Below are 22596 nucleotides of genomic sequence, written 5' to 3' on the forward strand. Positions count from 1 at the left end.
TGCCAATCCTCTGAACGAACAGAGGAGCCCCGTTCATGAGGATCATTCGCCTGAAAGACGTCATCGACTCAACCGGTCTGGGTCGCTCTACCATCTATAAGTACATCGCCGAAGGAGCCTTCCCCAAGCCGGTCTCACTGGGAGAGCGCAGTGTTGGTTGGGTGGAGGAGGAGGTACACGAGTGGATTTTGGCTCGGATCGAAGAGCGCGACACGGCCGAATAATTTGTTGCGTGAAGGGTGTTGACTAACCGGCATAAGCGCCATGGTCGGATCATCTCCGACCATGGCGCTTATGCCGGAGGGTGTGCGGGTCATTGCGGTCGCTTCAGTGAGTCATGGACTACGTCGAAGTTGAGTTGATCACTATTGCTGATAGCGTGATTCGCGACAGTGTGAGGAGGCCCATGCATGGGAGATGCTTTTTTTCCAGAGTGCAGGGATTATCAAAAAATCAACGTCTCATTGGGATTTCAGTGATGTGCCTTCGCACCTTTCGGAGGTCACTTTCTCGGTGCGGGTAATATGCTTTATAGACCTGTACAGAAGGGGCACACCCTGAAGGCGAATGCATCTGGGGCAGGAAGGAGGCAGGGTTAAAAACTACTCAGGGTGCAGAGGTTATGACCTCCACTCCAAGAGTAGTAATCATGCTTCGTCACCCCGATAACCGAAATCTTCACTTCCACTACGACGACACCTTCGAAGGGCTGCCAGTGATGGTGGAGAAAGGCCCATTCATCCGCGAGTACCTGGCTGATTTAAAGCGAACCATGGATTTGACCTTTGACCAATACTCAAGGGTGCTCGCATTCAGGGTGGACCTACGGCTTCCCTGTGACATTGAACTGGACGATTACATAGATTCCAACGAGGTCATTAGTAGGTTTTTTGCCTCATTCAAATCAAAGGTGAAGCATAACCGCGAAATGGCTTCACGGCGGTACCAGCACGCTCATAGCTGCAAAGTTCGGTATGTGTGGGCACGAGAGCAAGGGTGGCGTGGAAGGCCGCACTACCATCTGCTGATTTTGCTAAACCGAGACGCCTTTTACACCGTAGGCAAAATCGCCTCAGACCGAACCAACATGTTCAGTCGCTTGAACGAGGCGTGGGCGAGCGCGCTGGGGATCCCAGCCGATCTAGTTGTAGGACTGGTAGAAATTCCAGATAACGCGACCTACCGAGTAGCCAGAGGAAAATCTGCGAAGGGATTTGGTGACGATGAGCTTGGTTCGCTTTTCAGAAGGGCTAGCTACCTCTGCAAATCGGCTACCAAGGTCTACGGAAGCAGTCAGCATGGGTTCGGTTGCAGTAGAGGGTGAATCGCCCCTCATTCCGTAGACACCTCCATGCCTTAACTGAGGCGAATCAGGAGGCGCCATGAGCAACCTACGCTGCCCCGAAGATTCAAAAAGCCAAGCGGTCAATTAAGTGCCCGGAAATGAAACTGTCTGTCGCTGATGTAGGCGAGTAGGTCAGCTGATGAGAAAGGAGATGCAGGGAGGAAAATCAAAGCCCGGTTCAACACTCTACGGATTACCGGTAGCTACCTATTTCTGACAGCGTGTTAGAACGACGCTTTTATGTGGGAAACCCAACACCCGCTTGGGTGGGGCATCAGTTGTCCTGAGCTGCGCGGGTGTACTTTTAGTCCCAGTCCTATTTGCTTCTTTTTTGCGCTGATAAGCTTTTTCCTGAAACAGTCTCAGGAAATTTTTATCATGATCTTGAATGCCGCCGTGCCCAGCGAGTTCAGCGCATTACGTGTCATCACGTTGGCGTCCGATGCTGTATGTGCACACCGGCTGGCTTCTGCCTTGAGTGGAATGGGGGTGACTCCAATCGTCAACCTCGAATCCTTGAGTGGCGTTGAGGCCTGGTTGGGCGAATATCCAGTCGACGTTATTGTCTGTGAGCTCCGTCCTGAGTGTGGCGACGGGCTGATGTTGCCGAGCCTCCTCAGGGGGATGCATGAGGTGGGCACACTGACCCAGTTCCCCAGTATCTTCTGGACCGGGGAGGCTGCCTTGGATGCACCCTCCAGTGTCGTTGAAGGGGGGCACTCGCTGTGCCACAAAACGCCGACCAGTCCGCTCTGGATCAAGTACATGGGTGGGGTTGCCGTCAGTGCTTTGGAGTCCCATGCCCGATTGGCACGGACGGCAGGCATTTCGGTGGAAATCCTGCGCGAAGGTGCCACCCTGGCCCTGGGCGACGCCTTGCGAGCGGCGGTACTGACGCGTGCGCAACCGGACGCCACGTTGCGAATGAATACGTTCGATTCGTTGGCCGAAGATGAGGTGATCAATGCGCTGACGACGGGGGAGGGCCTGCGCTTTGTGTTCCAGCCGCAATTTGAGTTGCGGAGCCGACGCGTTGTGGGGGCTGAGGCGCTGGTGCGTTGGAAGCACCCACGTTTTGGGGAAATACCGCCTTCTGTATTGATGCCATTGGTCAACAGGTTGGGCCTGGACTTGCTGCTTTTCAGCCTGGTGGAGATGTGGACGATCAAGGTCATGCTTGCGCTAAAACGCGAAAATATCGAGATTCCCATTGCGGTGAATGCGTCGGCAAAGACCATTTGTACGCCTAACTTTTCTGACCGGCTGGCGGCACGTATGCGTCAGGCTGACCTGCCGAGTCGACTGCTCAAAATTGAACTCACCGAGGATGTACCCGAGCCCGACGAACTCTACTTATCGGCCTCGTTGACGGCTATTCGAGCCAAGGGCTTCCAAGTGTCGATGGATGATTTTGGTACGGGTGCCGCTACGTTGAACCTGTTGGCGAACCTGTCGTTTGATGAGATGAAAATTGATGGGTCGTTCGTCCGTGGTGTGGAGCTGCATTCGTCGTCACGTAAAGTCATCGCCGGAATCGTCAACTGGGCACGCCTGCTCAGTTTGAATTTGGTGGCAGAAGGGATCGAGGATGAGTCGACTATTCCGCTGTTGTACCGATTGGGTTGCCGGGTAGGGCAGGGTTACGCGTTGGCACGCCCGATGGAAATTGATGCTTTCTTGAGTTTCGTTATTCAACGGGAAAATAATCTATAGCACTGACCGCTTTTAAGAGTTTTCTGATGTTTATTCTGGCGCGATCACATTAGCTTTTATGGCCTCTGGCTTTCTGGGTTATTTGCCGCTCTTTTCGTTCGCTTGTGTAGTTATGTGCGATTGGTCAATAGCACGGATGTCATTGATTTTATAGGTTCGTCTGAGATGACGAGAACTTACTAAAGATGAGGGCACTGTATATCTCATCCTTTTGCTCGTTATAAAGAGTGCCTTCTGATTTATGAAACGCTTGAAAATTGCTTTGCTGGATGATCATGCAATCGTACGACATGGGTTGGTCAATCGATTGCAGCAGGAACCTGATTTTGAAGTGGTCGGTGTCTATGCCCGCAGCCGTGACGCCATGGCTGGGCTTGCGGTGGCGCCGGCGGAGGTATTGTTGCTGGATTTTGTGCTCGGGCCGAGTGAGTTAGACGGCATCTTGTTGATTCGTGCATTGAGGGTAAAGCACCCGCAGTGCCGCCTCCTGATATTTTCCACCCACCACGACGCTGCGACTGTGATTCTCGCCTTGCGTGTCGGCGCGCGCGGCTTTCTGGGTAAGAGTGAAGACATCAATCAGTTGATCAGCGCTGTCCGGTTGGTGGCATCGGGCGAGGTCTACCTGAGTCCCGACATGGCTTATCGGGTAGCGGAAGCCACGGCCGTGAATAGTCACGGTGAAGAAAGTAACCGGGATGAAGCTTTGCGTTTTGTGAGCCTTTCAGCACGTGAGCAGGACGTGATCCGTTGTTACCTGGCGGGCATGACCATTACGGAAATCGCCGAAAAATTTAGTCGTAGCATCAAGACTATCAGCTCACAAAAAGCCGCGGCATTTCGCAAATTGGGTGTGGTATCGAACAATGAGTTATTCAGAATCAAGCACATTATTGAGGGTATTTGATTCAACTACGCACTGCTCGGAAAAAAGCACGAGTGGGATGTGATTTACCGATCACTGGATATACTCAACTACGGGCTGAACGTTGTATCGGTAGGCTATTCCTGTGTTCCGATCGCACTGTGTGCGGTCCGCAGAGTGGGGTCGATCACGATGAAACCTGTACGCATTGCGTTGTTGGATGATCACGCGGTTGTACGGCATGGACTCGCCAACACCCTGGCGTGTGAGGCGAACTTTGAAGTGGTTGGCGTTTACGCACGCAGCCGTGACCTTATCGCGGGTCTCGCCACGTCTCCTGCGGATTTACTCTTGCTGGACTTCTCCCTGAATCCCGACGAACTGGACGGGGTATCACTGATTCGGGCCTTGCGGGTCAAGTTTCCCCTCTGTCATATCCTCGTCTTGTCCACGCATCACGACCCGGCGACAGTTAGCCTGGCCATGCGGGTCGGCGCCCGTGGTTTTGTCGGCAAGGGTGAAGACATGGACCAACTGGTCAAGGCCATTCGCAAGGTCGCCGCGGGTGCGGCGTACCTAAGCACCGACATGACCTACCGCTTGGCGGAAACGGTCACCAGCGATACCCGCGAAGGCCAGGGCAATGCGCAGGATGCGTTATTCCAGGCGGAGCTGACCAGTCGAGAACAGGAAGTCATTCGCTGTTATCTCGCGGGTATGACCGTGAGTGAAATTGCCGAGAAATTCAATCGCAGTATCAAGACCATCAGCACCCAGAAAACCTCAGCGTTTCGCAAATTGGGCGTGACGTCGAACAACGAACTGTTCAAGCTTAATAGGATCATCGGCACGTCATGAAAGCCAGGTTGTGGAGTGTTGGGCTTCTCGTGTTGTTGATGCTGGGGTCGCCGCTTATCTGGGCTGGTTCTGTTGAGCTGAGCGAAGAGCAATTGCACTGGATAACCCTACACCCGGTACTTCGTGTTGGGGTGGTGGAGAGCCTGATTCCCTTCGAGTACATGAGCGACGGGGGACTGCGCGGTCGATCAATGCAGTACTTGCAGTTTGTGACGGCCGCTACGGGCCTTCAATTCACTTATGTACCTGGCAAGACCCTGGCCGCGCGTGAAGAGATGCTACTGGAAGGCCAGGTGGATCTGCTGTCCTCTTACCTGCACTTCAGGTCCGAGCCCGCGACTCAGGGGCTGGTCGCGTTGGTCTACCACACCACCTCGCCCATTATTGTCACGCGTGTCGACAGTCCCGGGATTTTTGACCTGGAACAGCTGCAGGGCAAAACCGTGATGATTCCCGATGTGGAGCACTACGAGGAGATATTCCGGGGAAAGGCGACCAAGGCCCATCTCATCAGAAGCACATCGGCCATGGAGATGTTGACCATGGTCAAGGAGGGCAGGGCCGATGCGGTGGTCGCCTCAGAAACCTTTCTGATGCCCTATCTGTATCGACAGTTCCAGGGCGTTCTGGAAACGTCGGGTGTGGTTGGGCACCAGGTGCTGGAGGTGAGCATGGCGGTCCGCGCAGACCAGGTCATGCTGCGTTCCATACTTGAAAAAGTTCTCGGGTCCATTACGGCGGATCAACGCAATGCCATCTATGAGAACTGGTATCACGACCTGGATGTAGACGCTCCGTCCCTGTTGAGTATCGCCAACCACTACATGCATGTCCTCACGATTGGTGCACTGGCGTTGGCCGGCCTGTGCGCGCTGGTCTACCGCAGTCATCGGTTGCGGCGCCGCGCGCTACGCAATGAGCAGGAAAAATCGAGATTCCTGGCGGTCATGAACCATGAAATACGCTCCCCATGAATGCCGTGCTGGCGGCGTTGGAGCTGCTGGGGCACACCCAGCTCAACCTGCAACAACGTCATTTTGCTCATTTGGCGAACAGTGGCGCCAACACGTTGGTGCGTTTACTGGATGACATTTTGGAGACGTCGAGGTCGACGGTGAAGCCCATACAGCTGACAGTTGAATCGACCGATGTGACGGCGTTGGTGCAAGGCGTCGTCGGCCTACACCGCTTGCGCGCCAGAGAAAAACATCTGGTGCTGAATTCCCACATCCAAGCGCAGTTACCCTTGGTGCTGCTCGACAGCACCCGCCTGACGCAGATTTTTCATAATCTGCTTTCCAATGCCATCAAGTTCACCGATGCAGGCGGTATCGATATCGACGTGCGGGTGGTGGGGCTTACCGACCACGCCGGGCAATTGCAGATTGAGGTGCGTGACACCGGGATCGGGATTTCAGCCGCAGTGCAGGCGTCGCTGTTCCGGGCGTATGCACAAGACAGCCAGTCATACAAACGTTCAGGGGGAACCGGATTAGGATTGGTGATTTGCCAGCAATTGGTCAACTTGATGAGCGGCACGTTGACACTCAGGAGCGAGCTGGGTGCAGGCACCACAATCACTATCTGCTTGCCCGTAGCGGCCGCACCGTCACCTGTTGAACTGCCACAAGTAGAAGCCACGTCAGCGCTGCCGGCCTCCAGCGGATTGCAGATCCTGGTGGTGGAGGACACCCTGGCAAATCAAGAGGTGTTGCGTGCACAAATCAGCAGCTACGGTGGTCGGCCCGTGGTGGCCGCCGATGCTGCCCAAGCCCGCGCCCTGTTTGCGCAAGCCGCGTACGACTTGATCCTGGTGGACTGCGATCTACCGGACGAGGATGGTTATGGCCTAGCCCGTAGGTTGCGCGCATTCGAGCAGCAACTGGGCCGCACGCGTTGCCCGATCATCGCTATCTCTGCCTTGACCGGTGGGCAGCACCTTCAGCGTTGTCTGGAAGCCGGGATGGACGCCGCATTGAGCAAGCCCATTGGCCTGGGCCAATTGCGCGAGGTCATTGAGCGTTGGTGCGACGTCACACTGGCAGATCCCGCGGTGAGTTTGATGGCTCCCGTGCTCGACCAGGCCGGGATCAACCGGGAAGTGGCCGCTGACCTGGGGAACCTGATCAAGGCGATAGCCCTGTGTGATCGCCCGTCCGCCCTGCACGTGGCTCATCGCTTGCACGGTGCAGCGCTGATCATGGAGTGGCCAGCAATGGGCCGGGCGACGGAGCATGTGGAGAACCTGCTGCGCACGCAGGCGGAGTGGGATAACCCGTTTTACACGCAAGCCCTGCGAGCATTGCTCCAGCAATGGAATGATTTGGACGGCGATACGCAGCTCGATGCGCTGCCGGCAATCCGGGCACATCGGATGCAACTATGATGTGGCGTCTTTTACTGGTACTGGTCCTGGTGGGCTGCGCTGGCCTGGTGGGTGCACAGGCGAACCCGCCGCCACTGACTTTGACGCAACAGGAACTCGACTGGGTTGCGGCTAACCCGGTCTTGCGCGTAGGTGTGTTCGAAAATCTGTTGCCCTTCGAGTACATCAGCGGTGGCGAGCTGCGAGGGCTGTCGGCCAAGTACCTGGGATTGATCACACGCCGTACGGGGTTGCATTTCACGTCTGTGCCGACCACTACACGCAGTGCCCGCAAAGACATGCTGATCAGCGGTGAGGTCGATATCTTGCCTACTCGGCGTCGCTCCGATGACCCCGCTGAGGATCGCGGGATCCTCTATACCCAGCCTTACAACACCAGTTCGACCATCCTTGTCAGTCGTTTTGACGGTGAACCTTTTGCCGATCTTGAGCAACTCGCCGGCAAGCGGCTGGTGATGTTGGGACGTGAAGGCTATTCGGCATTTTTGAAGGAAAAGGTGCCTGGTATCACGATCATTTCGGCCCAGAACGCAGTAGACATGATGGCAATGGTCAAGGACGGCAAGGCAGATGCAGCCATTGCTTCAGAATGGTTACTGATTCCGTACCTGTCTCGCCAGTACCACGGCGTGTTGCAGGTTTCCGGAGTGGTGCCCCAGCAGCATACCGGGGTGAGCATGGCGGTACGCGATGACGATGTGATCCTGTTGTCGATTCTGGACAAGGCGCTGGCCTCCATCACCGGGGATGAGCGCAAGGCGATCTACGATGCCTGGTTCGCAGACATGAACTTGGATATACCGACCATCGAGGCCATCACCGATCATTACGAAAGTGAGTTGTGGTTGCTGCTGGGCGTTGTGCTGATACTCGTCACACTCGTTTGGCAAAGTCGCGTGCAGCGTCGACGCGCCACCCATAACGAGCGAGAGAAGGCGATGTTCCTGGCGGTGATGAGCCATGAAATTCGCTCGCCCATGAACGCGGTACTGGCCGCTGTCGAATTGTTGGAGCATACCGCGCTCGATGAACATCAACGCCACTTCGCGTATCTCGCTAACAATGGCGCTAACGCCTTGTTGCGGTTAGTGGACGATGTGCTGGATATCTCCAAGATGGAGGCCGGGCAATTAAAGCTCAACGTGGAAGCCGTGGACCTCGGTGTACTGGCCCGGCGCGTGGTGGACAGCCAGCGTCCGTATGCCGAGGAAAAAGGTCTTGAACTGACAGTGACGAGTGAGCGACCTGTCGCCCCTTTGTTACTCGATGAGCTGCGCGTGGCCCAGATTTTGCGCAACCTGATCTTCAATGCCATCAAGTTCACCGACGTCGGTCGGGTAGAGGTTCAGCTTCAAGTGCTTGAGGGGGATCGGCAACTGATGATTCGGGTAGTTGACAGCAGCATCGGCTTGTCTGAACAGGCGCAAGGTTCATTGTTTCGGCCCTATGTCCGGGACAAGGACGCTTACAAGCGCAAGGGCGGCACTGGGCTCGGGTTGGTGGTCTGTCGGCGGTTGGTGAAGTTGATGCAGGGCGAGCTCACGCTCAGTAGCACGCTGGGCAAAGGGACCCAAGTCGGGGTGATGTTGCCCATCGAATGGGCTGAACCGCTCGATTCGCCGGCGCTAGCGATAGCGCCCGAATCTGTGGGGTTGCGGGTTTTGGTAGTGGGGGCACGAAAGTCGATCAACACGTAGTGGAGGTGCAACTGCATGACTTGGGTTGTGAGCCGTTGTCAGCGGCTGATATTACCCAAGGCTTGAGCCTCTTCAGCGCACACGAAGTTGATCTGGTGTTGATGGACTGTGATCTGCCAGAGGCCGATGGATATAACCTGGCCGGCGAGTTTCGTGAACTTGAGCGCCAACAGCAGCGGACGTATTGCCCGATCATCGGGGTCTCGCAGTTTGCTGGCAATGAACATCTCGCACGTTGCTTTGATGCCGGTATGGATGGTGCACTGAGCAAGCCTATTCACCAGGCGCCATTGCAACAAACCATTGAGCTGTGGTGCGAAGTCATCTTGGCGCAGCCCGATCAGTCACCCAATGCCCCAGGGCCTGAGACGTTGCGCAAGCACCTGAGTAGTTTGCTTGAGGCGGTGGCCCTGCGTGATCGCAGCCTGGCGCTGCAGGCCGTGCGGCGCCTGCATGCGGTTGCGTTAGCGGTGGGTTGGGCGGATCTCGCGGCCACAGCCAAAATGCTCGAGCCTGAGCTACAGGCTGAAGGGCGCTGGCCCACTGTGGTTATTGCGGGCCATCTCAGTTGTTTGGTTGAACAGTGGGTGGGACTAAGTTCTTGAGTTTTGCTGCAAATTGCTCTCTGGTGGCACAAGTTTTTTAGGAGTGCTCCTATTGACGAAGTGTCGGCGTGATCAATAAAAACAATAACCGATACTTGTGGTTTTTTAGGCGTGGGGCGCGAATAGTTAATTGTTGGAAATCTACGCTGGCTAGTTGTTTTTTTCGGAGCAGTCCTATTTGGATGGCTCAGTCGGCGCCTTAAACTTAACCCCGCAACAGCACAGGGAGTTATCCTGCAAAAGGAAACTCCAATACTTACTTAGACCCTTGCTCTTTCGGAGTTACCTCATGGATTACAAAGCCCGCGCCCTCGCTGTACTGGTCGCAGCCACCGCCACCTCCGCCGCCATGGCGTCGGACGGCACCATCAATTTCAACGGCGAACTGAAAGCTGAAACCTGCCAGGTTGCGGTCAATGGTGCTGCCGGCTCCGCGGGCAGCACTGTTACGTTGCCGACGATCTCCACCGCTTCGCTTGCCTCGCTCGGCCAAGTGGCAGGCCAGACCGGTTTCAGCATTCAACTGAGCAAGTGCTCTGCTGCACTGAAAACCGCTTCTGCGTTCTTTGAAGCCGGCGCTTCAGTTGACCCGGCCAGCGGCAATTTGAAGAACTTGAGCGGCACTGCCACCAAGGCTCAACTGCAACTAGTTGACGCCTCTAATGGCAAACCGATCAAGGCCGGCGATACCGGGCAAGTTGCTTCTACCAGCCGTATCAGCATCAATTCGACCACCCTAAGTGCAGACCTGCCGTACTCCGTTCAGTACTACGCACAGGCAGCAACTACGCCAGGTACTGTTATCAGTAACGTTACGTACTCTATCAACTATCAGTAAGCCGCGCGCAATGAGCACACGCCCTGATTGGTATGTGAAGGGCGTGTTTTCTGGCAGCGATGGGACAACGTCATGTATTACAAACTTCCATTCAAACAGTTACTGCTGGCAAGCCTCATGGTGCTGGCAAGTTTTCAGGCCAATGCAGGTGTGGTGATCACCGGCACTCGGGTGATCTACCCGGCAGGCCAGAAGGAAGTCACCGTAAAACTCAACAACAACGGCACGCAACCTGCGCTGATGCAGGCGTGGATCGACACCGGCAGTGTGACCTCCACCCCCACCAGTTCCAAGGCGCCGTTTCTGCTTTCGCCACCGGTGGCGCGTATCGACCCGGCCAAAGGCCAAAGCCTGCGGGTAATGTTCACGGGCGCTGCACTTGCCCCAGGCAAAGAATCAATATTCTGGCTCAACGTGTTGGAGATTCCGCCAAAGCCCGAAGCCGGCGCAGACCTCAACACCCTGCAAATGGCATTCCGCTCGCGTATCAAGCTGTTCTACCGCCCCACCGGGTTGCCTGGAACCGCCACTGAAGCGATTGAACAGGTGCAATGGCAAGTGGTGTCGACCCCTGATGGCGTGGGCCTGGCGTTGCAAGCGTTCAACCCGTCGGCGTTCTACGTGTCGATGGTCGAATTGGACCTGGTGCAAGGTGCTACGCGCGCTCGCAGTGAGGATGGGATGGTTGCCCCGGGCGAAACCCGGCAGTTCCCGCTGCCAACCCTCAAGACTCGACCTGCCGCCGATGCCCAAGTGGAGTTCAGTGCCATCAATGATTACGGCGCGCTGATCCCGACTCGGAAAGCACTCAAGCCCTGATCAATCCCTGACGTTTTTACCCGCGAGTCAATTATGCCAACCTCTTCCAGCTCCAGGCTTGCCCTGAGGGCGCAGCCTCGCTTTGCCTTGAATCCGCTTACGACCTTGATACTCAGGGTATTGGCCGTTACTCCTGGTGCATTGGGGGTGCAAGGCGCGTTGGCGCAAGAGGTGCAATTCAACGACGCGTTTTTGCCTGAGGATTCACGCAATCTTGACCTCGGTAAATACCAGGCCGGTAACCCGGTGACGCCAGGACAGTACCGCGCCGACGTTTTGCTCAATGGCCAGTTGAACAGCCGCCAGGACATCCGCATTGAGGCCCAGCCCGACGGCAGCAAGCCGGTGGTGTGCATGGATCATGGGTTGCTTGAGCGCCAGGGCGTGGAAATGTCCAAGTTGCCACCCGAGGCCAGTCAGGCGCTCGGTAGTCAGGGCTGCGTGGCATTGGGCAGTTTGATCCAAGGCGCCAGCGCGAACTTTTCGCCCGAGAACCAGGCGCTCGACCTCAGCATTCCCCAAGCGGCCTTGAAGCGTAATTCCCGGGGCTATGTCAGCCCTGAACTGTGGGACCGCGGGGTTACGGCAGGCATGCTCAGTTACAACTTTAACGCTAATCGGAACCGCACCCGCTCCGGTAACTATGACTCGGCTTTCATGGGCCTCAACGCCGGCCTCAATCTGGGTGACTGGCGCCTGCGCCACAACGCGTCGATGAGCTGGCAGTCGCGCCAGGGCAACAAATACCAAGCCCTGGACACTTACGTACAGCGCGATATCACTGCGCTGAAAAGCCAGTTCACGGCGGGGAGTCCAACACCAGCGGCGAGATCTTCGACACATTGTCCTTTCGCGGCGTGCAGTTGGCCAGCGACGACCGCATGCTGCCCGACTCCATGCGCGGTTATGCCCCGGTTATCCGTGGCATTGCGCGCACCAACGCGCGGGTCACCATCCGCCAGGCCGGCAACGTATTGCTGGAAACCACTGTAGCGCCCGGTGCCTTTGTGATCGACGACCTGTACTCCACCGGCTACGGCGGCGACCTCAATGTGAGCGTTGCCGAGGCAGACGGCACGGAACAGAACTTTATCGTGCCCTATGCCTCGGTCAGCCAGTTGCTGCGCCCAGGAACCGCGCGTTTCAGCCTTACCGCCGGTGAAACCCGCAACAACTATGTCGACCAACAGGTACGCCTGCTGCAAGGTACTTTGCAATACGGCCTGAACAACACGTTCACCGGGTTTGGTGGTATGCAATCGAGCGACCACTACACGGCGTTACTCACGGGCGTGGCGTTCGGTACGCCCATCGGTGCCATGGCGGTCGACGTGACTCATGCTCAGACCGAGCTGGCTGGCGGTACCGCCAAAGGGCAGAGCATGCGCGTGTCCTACAGCAAGAACGTACTCAGCACCGGCAGTAACTTTTCGGTGGCGGCTTATCGGTTTTCTACCGGTGACTACCTGGATTTCAGTAATGCAGTGCAACTGCTGGATGCCGAGAAAAATGGCTGGGATACCCGCTTATTTGGGCGCCCGCGTAGCCGCCTGTCCATCACCGCCGACCAGACGCTCGGGCCTTGGGGCCAAGTGACTATCAGCGGCTATGCCCAGAACTACTGGAACCAGCCGGGCAGCGACGTGCAATACCAGTTCAGCTATAGCAAGCAATTCAACCGCGTGAGTTTCAGTGTGAATGCCAACCGCAGCCGTGTGGGCATGGGCGACATGGAGAACAGTTTTCTGCTGACCATGAGCATGCCCCTGGAATTCGGCGGCTCAGGTTATGGCCCGCAGATGACCGCCCAGGTTGGCCGTGACACCCGCGGCAACTACAGCGAGCAGGCCGGTATCAGTGGTACTGCCGGCGAAGACCGCCAGTATGGCTACGGCGCTACCTTCGGGCACGATGGCGGCAGTAGCAGCAAGAGCGCTGCGTTCAACGGGCAGTACACCGGCGCCCGGGCCATGCTCAATGCCGCATTGGGCTATGGCGATGGGTATACCAGCACGTCCCTGGGCGCCAGCGGCACGGTGGTGGCTCACTCCGAAGGTGTGACGTTGTCGCCTTATCGCGGCGAAACCATGGCCGTGATCAGTGCGCCCGGTGCGCAGGGCGCCAAAGTTTCCGGTTACCCAGGCCTAAGGCTCGACGGGAGTGGCAATGCCGTGGTGCCGTACTTGCGCCCATATGAGTTGAATGAAGTGGCCATTGACCCGGCCGGCAGCTCCCTGGACGTCGAATTCAGCGAAACCAGCCAGCAAGTCGCACCACGTGCCGGTGCCGTGGTGCACCTTAAATACACCACCAACCAAGGCCGTGCGGTGCTGCTCAATGTGCGCTTGGACGATGGCAGCAGCTTGCCGTTCGGCGCCGGCGTAACGGATGGCGAAGGCGCCACGGTGGGCATGGTCGGGCAGGGTGGCCAGCTCTATGCGCGGATCAAGCCGGACACCCGTCAATTGCTGATCAACTGGGGCAGCAAAGCCCATCAGCAGTGCGCGTTGGCCATTCCGCCGGGCCCAGGTGAGGGGCAGCAGTTGCAACAGCTGGACGCCGTGTGTGCGGCAGGCAAACAAGTCGCGAACAGCGTGCGGCCCAACACTACGCAAAAGGTACCGTTATGAGCATCAGGGCTTTGATCAAATCGGGATTGGCCGTCATGGCGCTGTGGGCCGCTGCCAACACGGCCATGGCAGTCACCTGTACCTACATGAACGGTATTCAGCCGGCGGTGGGCGACATGCCGTTGCAGATATCCTCCATCAGCGTTGGGCGCGATGTGCCGGTGGGCACTGAGGTGTATCGACAGAAGTTCAGCATGGCGGCGGGCCAGGCAGTGAAGCTAGAGTGCCTGTATGCCCCGTTTCAACAATGGATGGAGATGACTCTTGAGAACAATTCACTGGCCAGTTGGTCCAGCGGAACCTACGCCAACAAAGTCTACAGAACCAGGATTCCGGGGCTCGGGGTCGCCTTTAACAGCACGGGCGGCCCGCTACCAAGGCAAAGTAGCCCATCATGGACCACGTGTTCGGCGGGCTGGAGGTGCCTGGTTCCTTTTGATGGTCCATCCAATTATGAATTGATCCTCATCAAGATAGGCGATATTTCACCGGGAGTGTTAATGGGCAGCACGTTGCCGACCGTGAGCCTGTTTGGCAATTTTGGCGATGTCAGAATGTTGGGGTTCAAGATGGGCATCTCCGGCAGTATCCAGATTGTCTCGCGCACCTGCAGTACGCCGGATGTGACAGTCCCTATGGGCACGCATCAGACCAAGACATTTACCGGAATAAACACGGCCAGCGGCTGGGTTGATTTTGCCATTCAATTGAATGATTGCCCGGCGTTTACAGGAACCTTTAGCACCACAGGACCAGGCTGGAGCTCCCAGAGCGGTAATTCACCCTCCGGTACGGGCACCAGTGGCACCCTGGTCAACAACACCCTGCAATACCGCGTTGACCCGGCAAGGACGGCGATCAACGCCGGTACTGGTGTGCTAAGCCTGGACCCTACGACTGCCGGCAGTTCACCCGCCGCCACCGGCGTAGGTGTGCAGGTCGGGACGCCTAACGGCAGCGGCTTGCCTTTGTCTACCAATCAAAACAGTGGCCTGACCCTGCGAACGACTGAGGGCAGCTATTCAATCCGGCTGCGTGCCCGCTATTTGCAAACACAGGCCAAGGTCACGCCGGGGCCGGCCAATGCGTCGGCGACGTTTACGATTATTTATCAGTGATGGAAAACTTGAGAGTGATCGCGAGGATGCGAATAAGGCCGAATAAAGCGCTACGAATTCTGATCGCAGATGAACAACACTTTTACCGGTTGAGGATTGAACGGGACCTGAACCATTTGGGTTATTACCGAATTGCGCCCTTGCATCAACTGGTGCAGGTATTTAGTGCGGTGGAGTACGACCGCGAGCCTCTGGACCTGTTGATTATCAACGCCTCATTGGTGAAGGGGGTGAAATTTGATCTGTTTTCTTTCTGCATGGACAACCCGCATATTCGTTATGCATTGATTTACGATGATCAGCAACGGGGCGTACCCTCGCTTCTGGTATGCCGTCAAGACAAGGTGCTGATCAGCGCTTTGCCATTGCCGGACTTCGAAACCCTCACCCACCTGATGGCAAAGGTCGAGACCTGTCCTGTTGCGCAGGAGCGAAACGGAGAAGTCGGTGCCTAATGAAAACCGTTATTGGAAACAGGCTTCTGTCATCGGTTCTTGTATCCACCTTTCAAATACATCGATCGCCATCGGTTTAGCATACAAAAAGCCCTGACCAATCTGCACCCCCATCTCATACAAATGATCCTGCTGAGCTGCGGTTTCGATACCTTCCACCACCAGTTGCATGCCCAAATTGCCGGCCAGAACCAGTGTATTGCGAATGACTGCACGGCAGTGGCCGGGGCCGTCGATAAATTGGATGAACTCTTTCGCCAGTTTTATTTCACTAAACGGTACCTGGCATAGTCGTAAAAGTGACGAACAGCCCGTGCCGAAGTCATCAATCGATAGGCGTATGCCCAATAGGCGCAGGCGATTAAGCTTTTCAACGCTGCTAGCGCAAGCACCGCTAGGACCGTCCTCGGTGATTTCGATGGTTAGTGATGAAAGTGGCAGAGGGTGCTGGCGCAACCGAGTCTCCAAGCGCTCGACAAGTGTTTCGCTCATCAATGCCCAAGGGACAGGTTGAATGCCATGCCTATGAGTTGGCCCTGCTCTAGATGAATCGCCCCGGGTTTCGTAGACACCTCTTTGCCTTAAACTGAGGCCAATTAGGAGGTGCCACGAGCAACCAGCGTTGTCTCGAAGAGTTCGAAATACAATTTGTCAATCAAGTGAACGAAAAGAAACTCTCTGTCGCTGATGACGCGGCCTGTCTTGGCGTATCGACGCATAGCCTTTAAGCCTGGATAATTCGGAGCGATTCGGAAATTGAAGGGCCGCTATTGGGCATGCTGAAATGCAAAAGCTTTAGGGACTGATGTTGTGGCTAAAGGTCAGTGTGGTCGACTCCTCCCAGATGCCCTAAATTACACGGCATACGGCTGGTACCTCTTTTCTTTAATAGTTATGAGGGAGAGAGCTATGCGAGATGCTGTCGATATAATATCGACTAATAAATACCTCTCGTTTATTTAAAGTGAATCAGGAGAAGCACGAGTGGGGGAAAGGTTTAGCTGCTACCCAAAAAGAAAACTTTTGATCATTATGCCTTTCTCAGCTTTGCTAAGGAAGGCGTAAGGTTGATTTATGCTGGGTAGAAGTTTCTACTTCTTGTAGGTAATGGCTAGCGTTGTCGGATAAAATTTAGCTATTTCATAGTCAGGGTTATAGGTTGCGATGTTGTGAGCTGCAATTGTAAGTCCGGCTGCTACCCCACCAACGATAGTAATTGCACCGACTCCAAGGGCTGCTATGCGTCCTGCGGTATACACTCGACATGTGTATCCTTGTAACTCAATTAGCTTTTCTATGGTTTCCACCGTGTCACCAAAAAAATCAGATTCGATTTCTTTTATTTTAAAAGACTTTTTTTCTGCGATCATTGAGGAAATTTCTTTGTTAGAGATTTCGCTGGCTGAATAAACACTGATGTCCATTTTATTTCCAATTGCTAGTGAAGTTTATAAGGTTTAAAACAAGTCTTTATTTAGACCCAAGAGCATCATGTTCTTGTCGTAGCAAAGTGGTACTGAGTCGCAGTTTCCGCCTTGTTTCTTTACATCCTTTTTATCCACCAACGGAAGATATTTAGGTAAATCCTCATCTTCGATGTCTTGCCCATTGATCGAACAGTTGAAAACCGCCGTTGCCATGCACACAACTTCAAGTTTGCTTACGTCTATCGGGCTTGATGATGGGCTTTTCGTTGCCTGTCGTTCGTAACGCTTTCCTCCGTAGCCTGGACCTGTACCTTCCTTGTAAGCCACAACGGCCCCCGACGTATCTGTGCCCAGATACCATCCGGTTGTGATCCCGTAGATCCCTTCAGGAGCATTGCCCATGAATTCACCACGGTGCGCGCAGGTCCCTGCGCTGTCGCAGTTGACGATTCGCCTTCCATCAACACGCTGCAAAGTTTTGTTGCCGTTCTGATCGACGTAGGCCCTATTTACTGAAGACGGAGAGTTGGGGATAGAGCAGTCGATGTGTTTGATCGCAAGGATAGGCATTGGAGTGGGGGTCGTATCGCATACACGTACGTTCGGGTCTGCGGCAGCTGTCAGGGACACACCTGCCTGTAAAGCGGCAAAAAGCATTGCATTGATCAGCGAGATTTTGACTTTCATCTGAGTGCTCGGTTTTGTCGATGGTTGGATTGAGTTCGTATGATATTCGAATACTACCAAAACGGTAGTATTTGGAAAAAGCTGCGCATGCACGATGCCCCTTTGGAAATTGGGTGTGTGCATGTCAGTACTGGCAAAGCGGATAAAGCAGGCGCGTATTCGGGCGGGGTTGTCGCAAGAACGACTAGGACTGGATGCCGGCTTAGACGAGATGTCTGCAAGCACCCGTATGAACCGGTACGAGTTGGGGAAGCGTGTTCCTGCACCGGATTTGGTCGAGCGTCTGAGCGAGGTGCTCAGTGTTCCTGCGGCGTATTTTTACGCGGTCGAAGATGACGAAGCTGAGCTGCTTATCAAGTTTAGTAAGCTGGGTGCAGACGAGCGCGTGCAGCTTATGCAACACCTGGACCTGCTGCTGGAATCTCAATAGCAACTCAGCAATGCGCCTTTGGTCTACCTTCAGCATGGGTTCAAAGATACTTCGACCCCGGCTTCTGTCGTGATCAACTCGAATAGCAAGGCTGCTAGCAGCACTGCAATCAGGATTGGCCAGGAGCGAGCCATGAGAACAGCAAGCGCTACTGCCAACAGGCAGCTGGCCAGAATGCCGAAAAACATGAAAAGCAGACCGACAAAGCGTATGAAATTCATCGTATTTTCCTTCAGGCGGAAAAATGCCTGAGCGGTGATCGCTCAGGCATGTTGGTCGAAAACAATTTTATGCAACTAGTCGAAGAGCCGAGTCGAGTGCGCGTTGCTTGATTTGCGCTCCCTGCCCGAACCAAGCTGAGTCCATCCGGTATTCTGAACTCCTGGCACGACGCTCGTGATCGACATACTCAGTTACTGCGTTTAGCAGGCCCCATGCGGTGCCGCGAGTGGACTCCATGCCTGATCCACGCCCTTTGCCTTCGTATAGGCTTTGCACCTTCTCCAGCGCTCGTTTGTTGGGTAGTACGTCGGGAATGGGATCTTGGGCGTAGGTCTCACATAGCACCTCCATAAAAAAGCTCATCGCCTCAGGCCACTGAACTTTGCGTTCGGAGAGCACGCGCATCCGGTACATGAATTCGTCCCATTGCGAGACGGCAATACCGAGTTGCTTTTTCACAGTCTGCGGATTGAATCGCGTGTTATGTGGGACCTTGATTGCATGGGGGATACAATTCAAGGCAATGCTCAACGTGTTGTTGCAAACCACGCGAACGGTGGTCGGCGTGGCTGTTGTCGCGAGGGTGCCGTCACACGAGGTCGCCAGCAACAAGTAGCCATTAACCTGATCGTTGCCCTTCAAAGTGGCGTTTTGCCCAGTTCGCGCTAATGCCCAGAACTTACGCCCTCCCTTCAGAACACCTGCCGTTTCCAGCTCATAGCCGGACACTTCAGTCAGGTCACGGTAAAACTCCATAACCTCACGCGGCTGGACAATTTGGTAGCGGTTGGATACCACGGACAGCGGAGCCTTGGTGTCGGAACGGTACAGTACCTTTTGCTCTGGGAATGAGTGAATACTGCCCATATGGCCAATAGCGTCGGCTTTGAAGTGGACGGGGCTTTCCTGGATCTGCCAGTCCATACCGGCTTCACGCTGCCAGATCTCGATAGGTTGTTTTTGAGTCAGCTGACTGCCGAGGCCGTGCCACGGGGTTGCGCCAACGTAAGCCATTTGTTCGATTTGATGAGCCATGATTAATGTTCCTTGGGGTACAGCTCGGCATAAACGCCACGCATCGCGTGGCAATGTCCGGACGTAATAGAAAGAAAGGAGTAGAAGACGGATTAAGCAGGGAGGTTGAAGCGATGCCCGCAGATCAGGCAGAGGTTGTGGGCGAGTACGTGGCGGTCAAGCTTGTCGCCGAGTTGAGCGCCTAATGCACAGCCGCCAGCGCCGCCAACAAGGCCGCCGAGGATCGCCCCAGAAACGGCTCCGAGAGTGACGCCGAGCGGGCCGGCAATAGCGCCAACGGTGGCACCCGCCTGGCCGCCGGCTAATGCTGCACTGACGCCACGTGCTGCGCCGCCGACCGTACCGAGGGCAGCTGCAATTTTCATGGCTTGGTGGAAGGACGCGACTTTTGGGTGAGTGACAGCGAGGGCACTGCAATGACATGGTTTGAAGCTCCATGGTGGTGATGTCATTACTGTTATGTGTGGTTCAGATTTTTTCGAATCGAATAGGTGTTTCTGATGAATGATTTGATCGGTACGGAAGAAGACGACTCAGCGCAGTCTATAGCCGAGTCAATGCGCATCGGGGGCGTGGCCCGCAGCCGACTTGACATACCAGGCGTATCCAAGAGGCAGAGAGGTCAGCCAGCTTGCACTTGCGGAGGAGGCAAGCTGCGCGAAACCAGAACCGAGTTGGTCGTCCGCTTTTGGCCAATTTCCGTCGGTCGTGACAGGCAGAAATCGACCCAAAGCGCCCCTAACCGGTTTCTGAAGCCATCCAGGTCAAAAAATTATGGAGCTGAGTCGTAAACTCTTTTGGCTTAGCGTTCGGGTTCCTTGCCTGGGACAAGAAAAAAGAGATCTGCATTCTCATACACGGGTAGCGGGCGGTGAACACATCTTTCGTTTTCTGATCGTGAGTTACAGCTCCAAGGATAGGCAAGCAGACCTTGGACCCAGCAGAAGGGAGGGCACCCTTACCGAATTATGCCTTAGGGTCCCCTGCAGATTATCCGGGGCTGGCATGGGCGAGTTAAGCGTATGCGGACGCTGAATACACCGGTGTCGAGAAGCGTGAATTCATAAAGTCGGTCTTGGCCGTCCTCATGGTACCTGACCTGCAATCATTAGGTGGCTGAGCTCACTAAATGTGATTTGCCATTTTATTATATGCCATGACATGGAAGACGTAGGAAGTTTCCTAGCCATCCATCAGGCGCGTCCGATACGTTTTTACGTTCTTGACTCCTAAGCTCCTCCCAGCTCATAGCGAGTTAGAACACACCGTGCACAACGACTGCGGCTTTACGAGCAAACCAGGCGCCTAGGGTTGTCATTGATAGAAACCGCGGTGCAGGTGCAGACGTATGAGGCACGGTGAAAAGTACGAGCAGAGTAAATGCTGGGGTAACCCATTGATGCCATCGGAACGGCTCCGCACGGCCGCCCGGGGTCTCCCCCGCCTAGTGTCCCCCCCCGTCCAGATCCACTACGAGACCGCGCCTGAATGAAACTACGAAACGACTTCTTGCTACCGATCGCCCTCGCCCTGCCCCTAGTCATCCCGGCCGTCGCTGCCGCGGGGATGATGCGGTTCGAATCAACAACCGCCCCCAACGGGACCACTGACTATCGTCTCGTTGAAGCGTCGATCTCCCTCGCGGAGATCCAGAAAATGCCGCTTCCTGGTCCGGGGGTGTACGCGCAATTATCGTTCGATATTTATGACCCCATGACCCGCCGCTGCTCGTCGGCGTATCCCGCCCCGTGCGTCGGGTACATCCCACCCACCCCCGCATACTGTAATCCACAGGACGTCATCCAGTATGTGCAGGACGCCATCGGACGGGTCACCATACGAACCACCGCCCCACCCCCAGCCGGTACCACCGTCACCGCAGGGGTGGGGTGCCGCGGTAGTAAGAATTTCGCCAATGGGTACAGATGGGAGGGACCGGCGATCGTGACCGAACAGCGACCTCCGATCACGTGTGCCAGCGACACCGTGTCGCTCACACTGACCGGCGTGGTGGGGGAAAGTGGTATCTCTGCGTCCTCCGAAACCACCGTACGATGCACCGGGCCCGCCGCCGTGAAACTGCGACTCCAAAACGGGGGAGATATCGCGATCGGGACGCTAGGTACTGCGCGCGTTACACTACCCGGGGGCGGGGCGACAGCTAATTTTACCGTCGCTAACGACGCCCGAGTCCCAATATCTGCAACAATGGTTAAATCTCCGACCTCCGCCGGTGTGTATACAGGCTCTACAGTGCTGACAACCGAAATTGAATGATCGCGTCGTACGCGTGTGCTATAAACCGCATACGACAACCTTCCTCACTCCGCTATACCGCGTCCGCGCAATCCAGCGTTTGAGGCTGTAATCCAACGCCTTGGCGATGGCCGATCCCTCATACACAAGCTGCCTCCGGGCGATCATCCAGGTATGGAGTGCGTCGATAATCGGGGCTGCTTTTTCCTGCCGTATGCGCTGTCGGACACCCGGTTCCAGTTCGCGAACTTCTCGTTCAACTTCGTACAAGGGCGCGATGTAGTGCAGCGCTTTTTCGGCGATCTGGCTTTTGTTGGACGCGTGTAAGTCGAAGAACTTGCGGCGTGCATGGGCCATGCAGCCGATCTCCGTGACACCCAGTTCAAAGCCTGCCTTGTAGCCAGCGACGTCGTCGCAGACTAGCTTGCCGTTTCAGTGGCCAAGGAAGGCTCGGGCATGTTCGCCAGCCCTGCTCGGACTGAAGTCATAAACGACCGCAGCCAGATCGGAGAACTGGCTGGTGGCATAGGCCCAGACACAAGCGCGATGAGTTTTCTTCGCGCCAGGTGTCAGCATTTGTACCGGGGTCTCGTCTGGGGTGTGATGTTCCTTGGTGAGCGTCTTTCGGCCGCACATTTGTACGGCGGTGGGCTTATCTGTTTAGCTGTGTGGTTCGTTCTCGGCAAGACCAAGCCGAAGCAAGAACCCTCACCAGCTTCGAGTTAATCCAACAACTTAACTGCCCTCGACGATTTCTCATCTGATTGGCTGATGACCATTTGACTGGGTACCATGTTTTGGTTTTGCAGAGTCTGTTAGATGACTTGGCCGGACGGATAGCGGGAAATATGTCTTCGACGTCGTAACTGGCAGGGAGGTCTTTCATAGGTTCCAGCCAACCTTTACCGCCCCAGAGTGGTGTTTCATAGGTGCCAATGGTCAACACATCGAACTGACCACTTTGGGTGGAAATATCAGTGGTCAGGCGCTGGCGCAAGACGTTCTCTTCTAGCACCACCCAGTTGAGTTTTACCTCGGGATGCTGCGCCTCGAAGATTTTCGAGAGCCGCTGCATGCGGATCATGTCACCGTTATTGACGGTGGCGATGGTGATGGTTTCTGCGGCGTGGCATGCCAGGGTTACGGACAGACCTGCTGAAACCAAAAATGTCGCTGCGATTATTCTCATGGTGCTCCTCACTCTGCGCTC

Annotated in this window: 20 protein-coding genes and 3 pseudogenes; 16 read left to right on the forward strand and 7 right to left on the reverse strand. The window is 55.5% G+C overall.

Features of this window, described 5'->3' with window-relative positions:
- Window positions 1-35 precede the first annotated feature (35 nt).
- The 15 genes and pseudogenes from JFV30_RS03690 (at window position 36) to JFV30_RS03745 (ending at window position 15329) form a co-directional block, all read left to right on the forward strand.
- Entirely contained in the window at window positions 36-224 is a 189-nt protein-coding gene (locus JFV30_RS03690) for a helix-turn-helix transcriptional regulator (RefSeq protein WP_133836645.1), read from the forward strand.
- Between the two features lie 548 nt (window positions 225-772).
- A complete protein-coding gene (locus JFV30_RS03695) occupies window positions 773-1324 on the forward strand; it encodes an inovirus Gp2 family protein (RefSeq protein ID WP_342215159.1) in 552 nt (183 codons plus the stop codon).
- 261 nt (window positions 1325-1585) lie between these two features.
- Window positions 1586-3058 (forward strand): EAL domain-containing protein, encoded by a 1473-nt coding sequence (locus tag JFV30_RS03700; RefSeq protein WP_201121460.1) that lies wholly within the window; start codon window positions 1586-1588, stop codon window positions 3056-3058.
- Window positions 3059-3299: 241 nt separating this feature from the next.
- Window positions 3300-3965: a response regulator transcription factor gene (locus JFV30_RS03705; protein ID WP_201121459.1), complete on the forward strand. Its 666-nt coding sequence runs from the start codon at window positions 3300-3302 to the stop codon at window positions 3963-3965.
- A 150-nt stretch (window positions 3966-4115) separates the two neighbouring features.
- Window positions 4116-4781, forward strand: a complete 666-nt coding sequence (locus JFV30_RS03710; RefSeq protein WP_201121458.1) for a response regulator transcription factor — start codon at window positions 4116-4118, stop codon at window positions 4779-4781.
- Entirely contained in the window at window positions 4778-5755 is a 978-nt protein-coding gene (locus tag JFV30_RS32980) for a transporter substrate-binding domain-containing protein (protein ID WP_242487019.1), read from the forward strand. The genes JFV30_RS03710 and JFV30_RS32980 overlap by 4 nt, the downstream gene beginning before the upstream one ends.
- Complete coding sequence (locus JFV30_RS32985) at window positions 5752-7167, forward strand: ATP-binding protein (RefSeq protein WP_242487020.1); 1416 nt, start codon at window positions 5752-5754, stop codon at window positions 7165-7167. The genes JFV30_RS32980 and JFV30_RS32985 overlap by 4 nt, the downstream gene beginning before the upstream one ends.
- Entirely contained in the window at window positions 7164-8864 is a 1701-nt protein-coding gene (locus tag JFV30_RS03720; RefSeq protein WP_242486999.1) for an ATP-binding protein, read from the forward strand. Before JFV30_RS32985 ends, JFV30_RS03720 begins: the two co-directional genes overlap by 4 nt.
- Window positions 8865-8869: 5 nt before the next feature.
- Window positions 8870-9469, forward strand: a complete 600-nt coding sequence (locus tag JFV30_RS32990) for a response regulator (protein WP_342215018.1) — start codon at window positions 8870-8872, stop codon at window positions 9467-9469.
- Between the two features lie 289 nt (window positions 9470-9758).
- Complete coding sequence (locus tag JFV30_RS03725) at window positions 9759-10307, forward strand: fimbrial protein (RefSeq protein WP_201121456.1); 549 nt, start codon at window positions 9759-9761, stop codon at window positions 10305-10307.
- A gap of 72 nt (window positions 10308-10379) precedes the next feature.
- On the forward strand, window positions 10380-11126 hold the full coding sequence (locus tag JFV30_RS03730) for a fimbrial biogenesis chaperone (protein ID WP_201121455.1): 747 nt from the start codon (window positions 10380-10382) through the stop codon (window positions 11124-11126).
- A gap of 33 nt (window positions 11127-11159) precedes the next feature.
- A pseudogene (locus JFV30_RS03735) lies at window positions 11160-13369 on the forward strand (fimbria/pilus outer membrane usher protein); the annotation flags it as partial.
- A gap of 96 nt (window positions 13370-13465) precedes the next feature.
- Entirely contained in the window at window positions 13466-13756 is a 291-nt protein-coding gene (locus tag JFV30_RS32995; protein WP_342215160.1) for a FimD/PapC C-terminal domain-containing protein, read from the forward strand.
- Window positions 13753-14874: a fimbrial protein gene (locus JFV30_RS03740; protein ID WP_201121454.1), complete on the forward strand. Its 1122-nt coding sequence runs from the start codon at window positions 13753-13755 to the stop codon at window positions 14872-14874. Before JFV30_RS32995 ends, JFV30_RS03740 begins: the two co-directional genes overlap by 4 nt.
- 14 nt (window positions 14875-14888) lie before the next feature.
- Entirely contained in the window at window positions 14889-15329 is a 441-nt protein-coding gene (locus JFV30_RS03745; protein WP_446739843.1) for a response regulator, read from the forward strand.
- Between the two features lie 9 nt (window positions 15330-15338).
- On the opposite strand, the gene JFV30_RS03750 is transcribed toward JFV30_RS03745, so the two are convergent.
- From JFV30_RS03750 to JFV30_RS03760, 3 genes are all read right to left on the reverse strand, one after another.
- Window positions 15339-15977 (reverse strand): EAL domain-containing protein, encoded by a 639-nt coding sequence (locus JFV30_RS03750; RefSeq protein ID WP_342215161.1) that lies wholly within the window; start codon window positions 15975-15977, stop codon window positions 15339-15341.
- A gap of 443 nt (window positions 15978-16420) precedes the next feature.
- Window positions 16421-16753 (reverse strand): hypothetical protein, encoded by a 333-nt coding sequence (locus JFV30_RS03755; protein WP_201121987.1) that lies wholly within the window; start codon window positions 16751-16753, stop codon window positions 16421-16423.
- A 33-nt stretch (window positions 16754-16786) separates the two neighbouring features.
- Complete coding sequence (locus tag JFV30_RS03760; RefSeq protein ID WP_201121989.1) at window positions 16787-17443, reverse strand: hypothetical protein; 657 nt, start codon at window positions 17441-17443, stop codon at window positions 16787-16789.
- A 121-nt stretch (window positions 17444-17564) separates the two neighbouring features.
- Here JFV30_RS03760 and JFV30_RS03765 point away from each other — a divergent pair, with 121 nt between their 5' ends.
- Entirely contained in the window at window positions 17565-17873 is a 309-nt protein-coding gene (locus JFV30_RS03765; RefSeq protein ID WP_201121451.1) for a helix-turn-helix domain-containing protein, read from the forward strand.
- Window positions 17874-17902: 29 nt separating this feature from the next.
- Here the strand turns inward: JFV30_RS03765 and JFV30_RS03770 are convergent, their stop codons facing one another.
- The 4 genes and pseudogenes from JFV30_RS03770 to JFV30_RS03785 form a co-directional block, all read right to left on the reverse strand.
- Window positions 17903-18094, reverse strand: a complete 192-nt coding sequence (locus JFV30_RS03770) for a hypothetical protein (protein ID WP_201121991.1) — start codon at window positions 18092-18094, stop codon at window positions 17903-17905.
- A gap of 67 nt (window positions 18095-18161) precedes the next feature.
- Entirely contained in the window at window positions 18162-19130 is a 969-nt protein-coding gene (locus tag JFV30_RS03775) for a DUF932 domain-containing protein (RefSeq protein ID WP_201121450.1), read from the reverse strand.
- 2331 nt (window positions 19131-21461) lie between these two features.
- A pseudogene (locus JFV30_RS03780) lies at window positions 21462-22004 on the reverse strand (IS66 family transposase); the annotation flags it as partial.
- Between the two features lie 196 nt (window positions 22005-22200).
- Window positions 22201-22575: pseudogene (locus JFV30_RS03785) on the reverse strand (extracellular solute-binding protein); the annotation flags it as partial.
- Window positions 22576-22596 lie beyond the last annotated feature (21 nt).

The organism is Pseudomonas sp. TH32 (genome assembly GCF_016650855.1).
In the GTDB taxonomy this organism is placed as follows: domain Bacteria; phylum Pseudomonadota; class Gammaproteobacteria; order Pseudomonadales; family Pseudomonadaceae; genus Aquipseudomonas.

What these genes read in the sequence shown, in the direction of transcription:
- JFV30_RS03690 (WP_133836645.1), top strand. Translation starts at nt 36, where the DNA reads ATGAGGATCATTCGCCTGAAAGACGTCATCGACTCAACCGGTCTGGGT.
- JFV30_RS03725 (WP_201121456.1), top strand. Translation starts at nt 9,759, where the DNA reads ATGGATTACAAAGCCCGCGCCCTCGCTGTACTGGTCGCAGCCACCGCC.
- JFV30_RS03740 (WP_201121454.1), top strand. Translation starts at nt 13,753, where the DNA reads ATGAGCATCAGGGCTTTGATCAAATCGGGATTGGCCGTCATGGCGCTG.
- JFV30_RS03775 (WP_201121450.1), bottom strand. Translation starts at nt 19,130, where the DNA reads ATGGCTCATCAAATCGAACAAATGGCTTACGTTGGCGCAACCCCGTGG.
- JFV30_RS03755 (WP_201121987.1), bottom strand. Translation starts at nt 16,753, where the DNA reads ATGGACATCAGTGTTTATTCAGCCAGCGAAATCTCTAACAAAGAAATT.
- JFV30_RS03720 (WP_242486999.1), top strand. Translation starts at nt 7,164, where the DNA reads ATGATGTGGCGTCTTTTACTGGTACTGGTCCTGGTGGGCTGCGCTGGC.
- JFV30_RS03760 (WP_201121989.1), bottom strand. Translation starts at nt 17,443, where the DNA reads ATGAAAGTCAAAATCTCGCTGATCAATGCAATGCTTTTTGCCGCTTTA.
- JFV30_RS03710 (WP_201121458.1), top strand. Translation starts at nt 4,116, where the DNA reads ATGAAACCTGTACGCATTGCGTTGTTGGATGATCACGCGGTTGTACGG.
- JFV30_RS03700 (WP_201121460.1), top strand. Translation starts at nt 1,586, where the DNA reads ATGTGGGAAACCCAACACCCGCTTGGGTGGGGCATCAGTTGTCCTGAG.
- JFV30_RS32985 (WP_242487020.1), top strand. Translation starts at nt 5,752, where the DNA reads ATGAATGCCGTGCTGGCGGCGTTGGAGCTGCTGGGGCACACCCAGCTC.
- JFV30_RS03730 (WP_201121455.1), top strand. Translation starts at nt 10,380, where the DNA reads ATGTATTACAAACTTCCATTCAAACAGTTACTGCTGGCAAGCCTCATG.
- JFV30_RS03705 (WP_201121459.1), top strand. Translation starts at nt 3,300, where the DNA reads ATGAAACGCTTGAAAATTGCTTTGCTGGATGATCATGCAATCGTACGA.
- JFV30_RS32980 (WP_242487019.1), top strand. Translation starts at nt 4,778, where the DNA reads ATGAAAGCCAGGTTGTGGAGTGTTGGGCTTCTCGTGTTGTTGATGCTG.
- JFV30_RS03770 (WP_201121991.1), bottom strand. Translation starts at nt 18,094, where the DNA reads ATGAATTTCATACGCTTTGTCGGTCTGCTTTTCATGTTTTTCGGCATT.
- JFV30_RS03765 (WP_201121451.1), top strand. Translation starts at nt 17,565, where the DNA reads ATGTCAGTACTGGCAAAGCGGATAAAGCAGGCGCGTATTCGGGCGGGG.
- JFV30_RS03695 (WP_342215159.1), top strand. Translation starts at nt 773, where the DNA reads ATGGATTTGACCTTTGACCAATACTCAAGGGTGCTCGCATTCAGGGTG.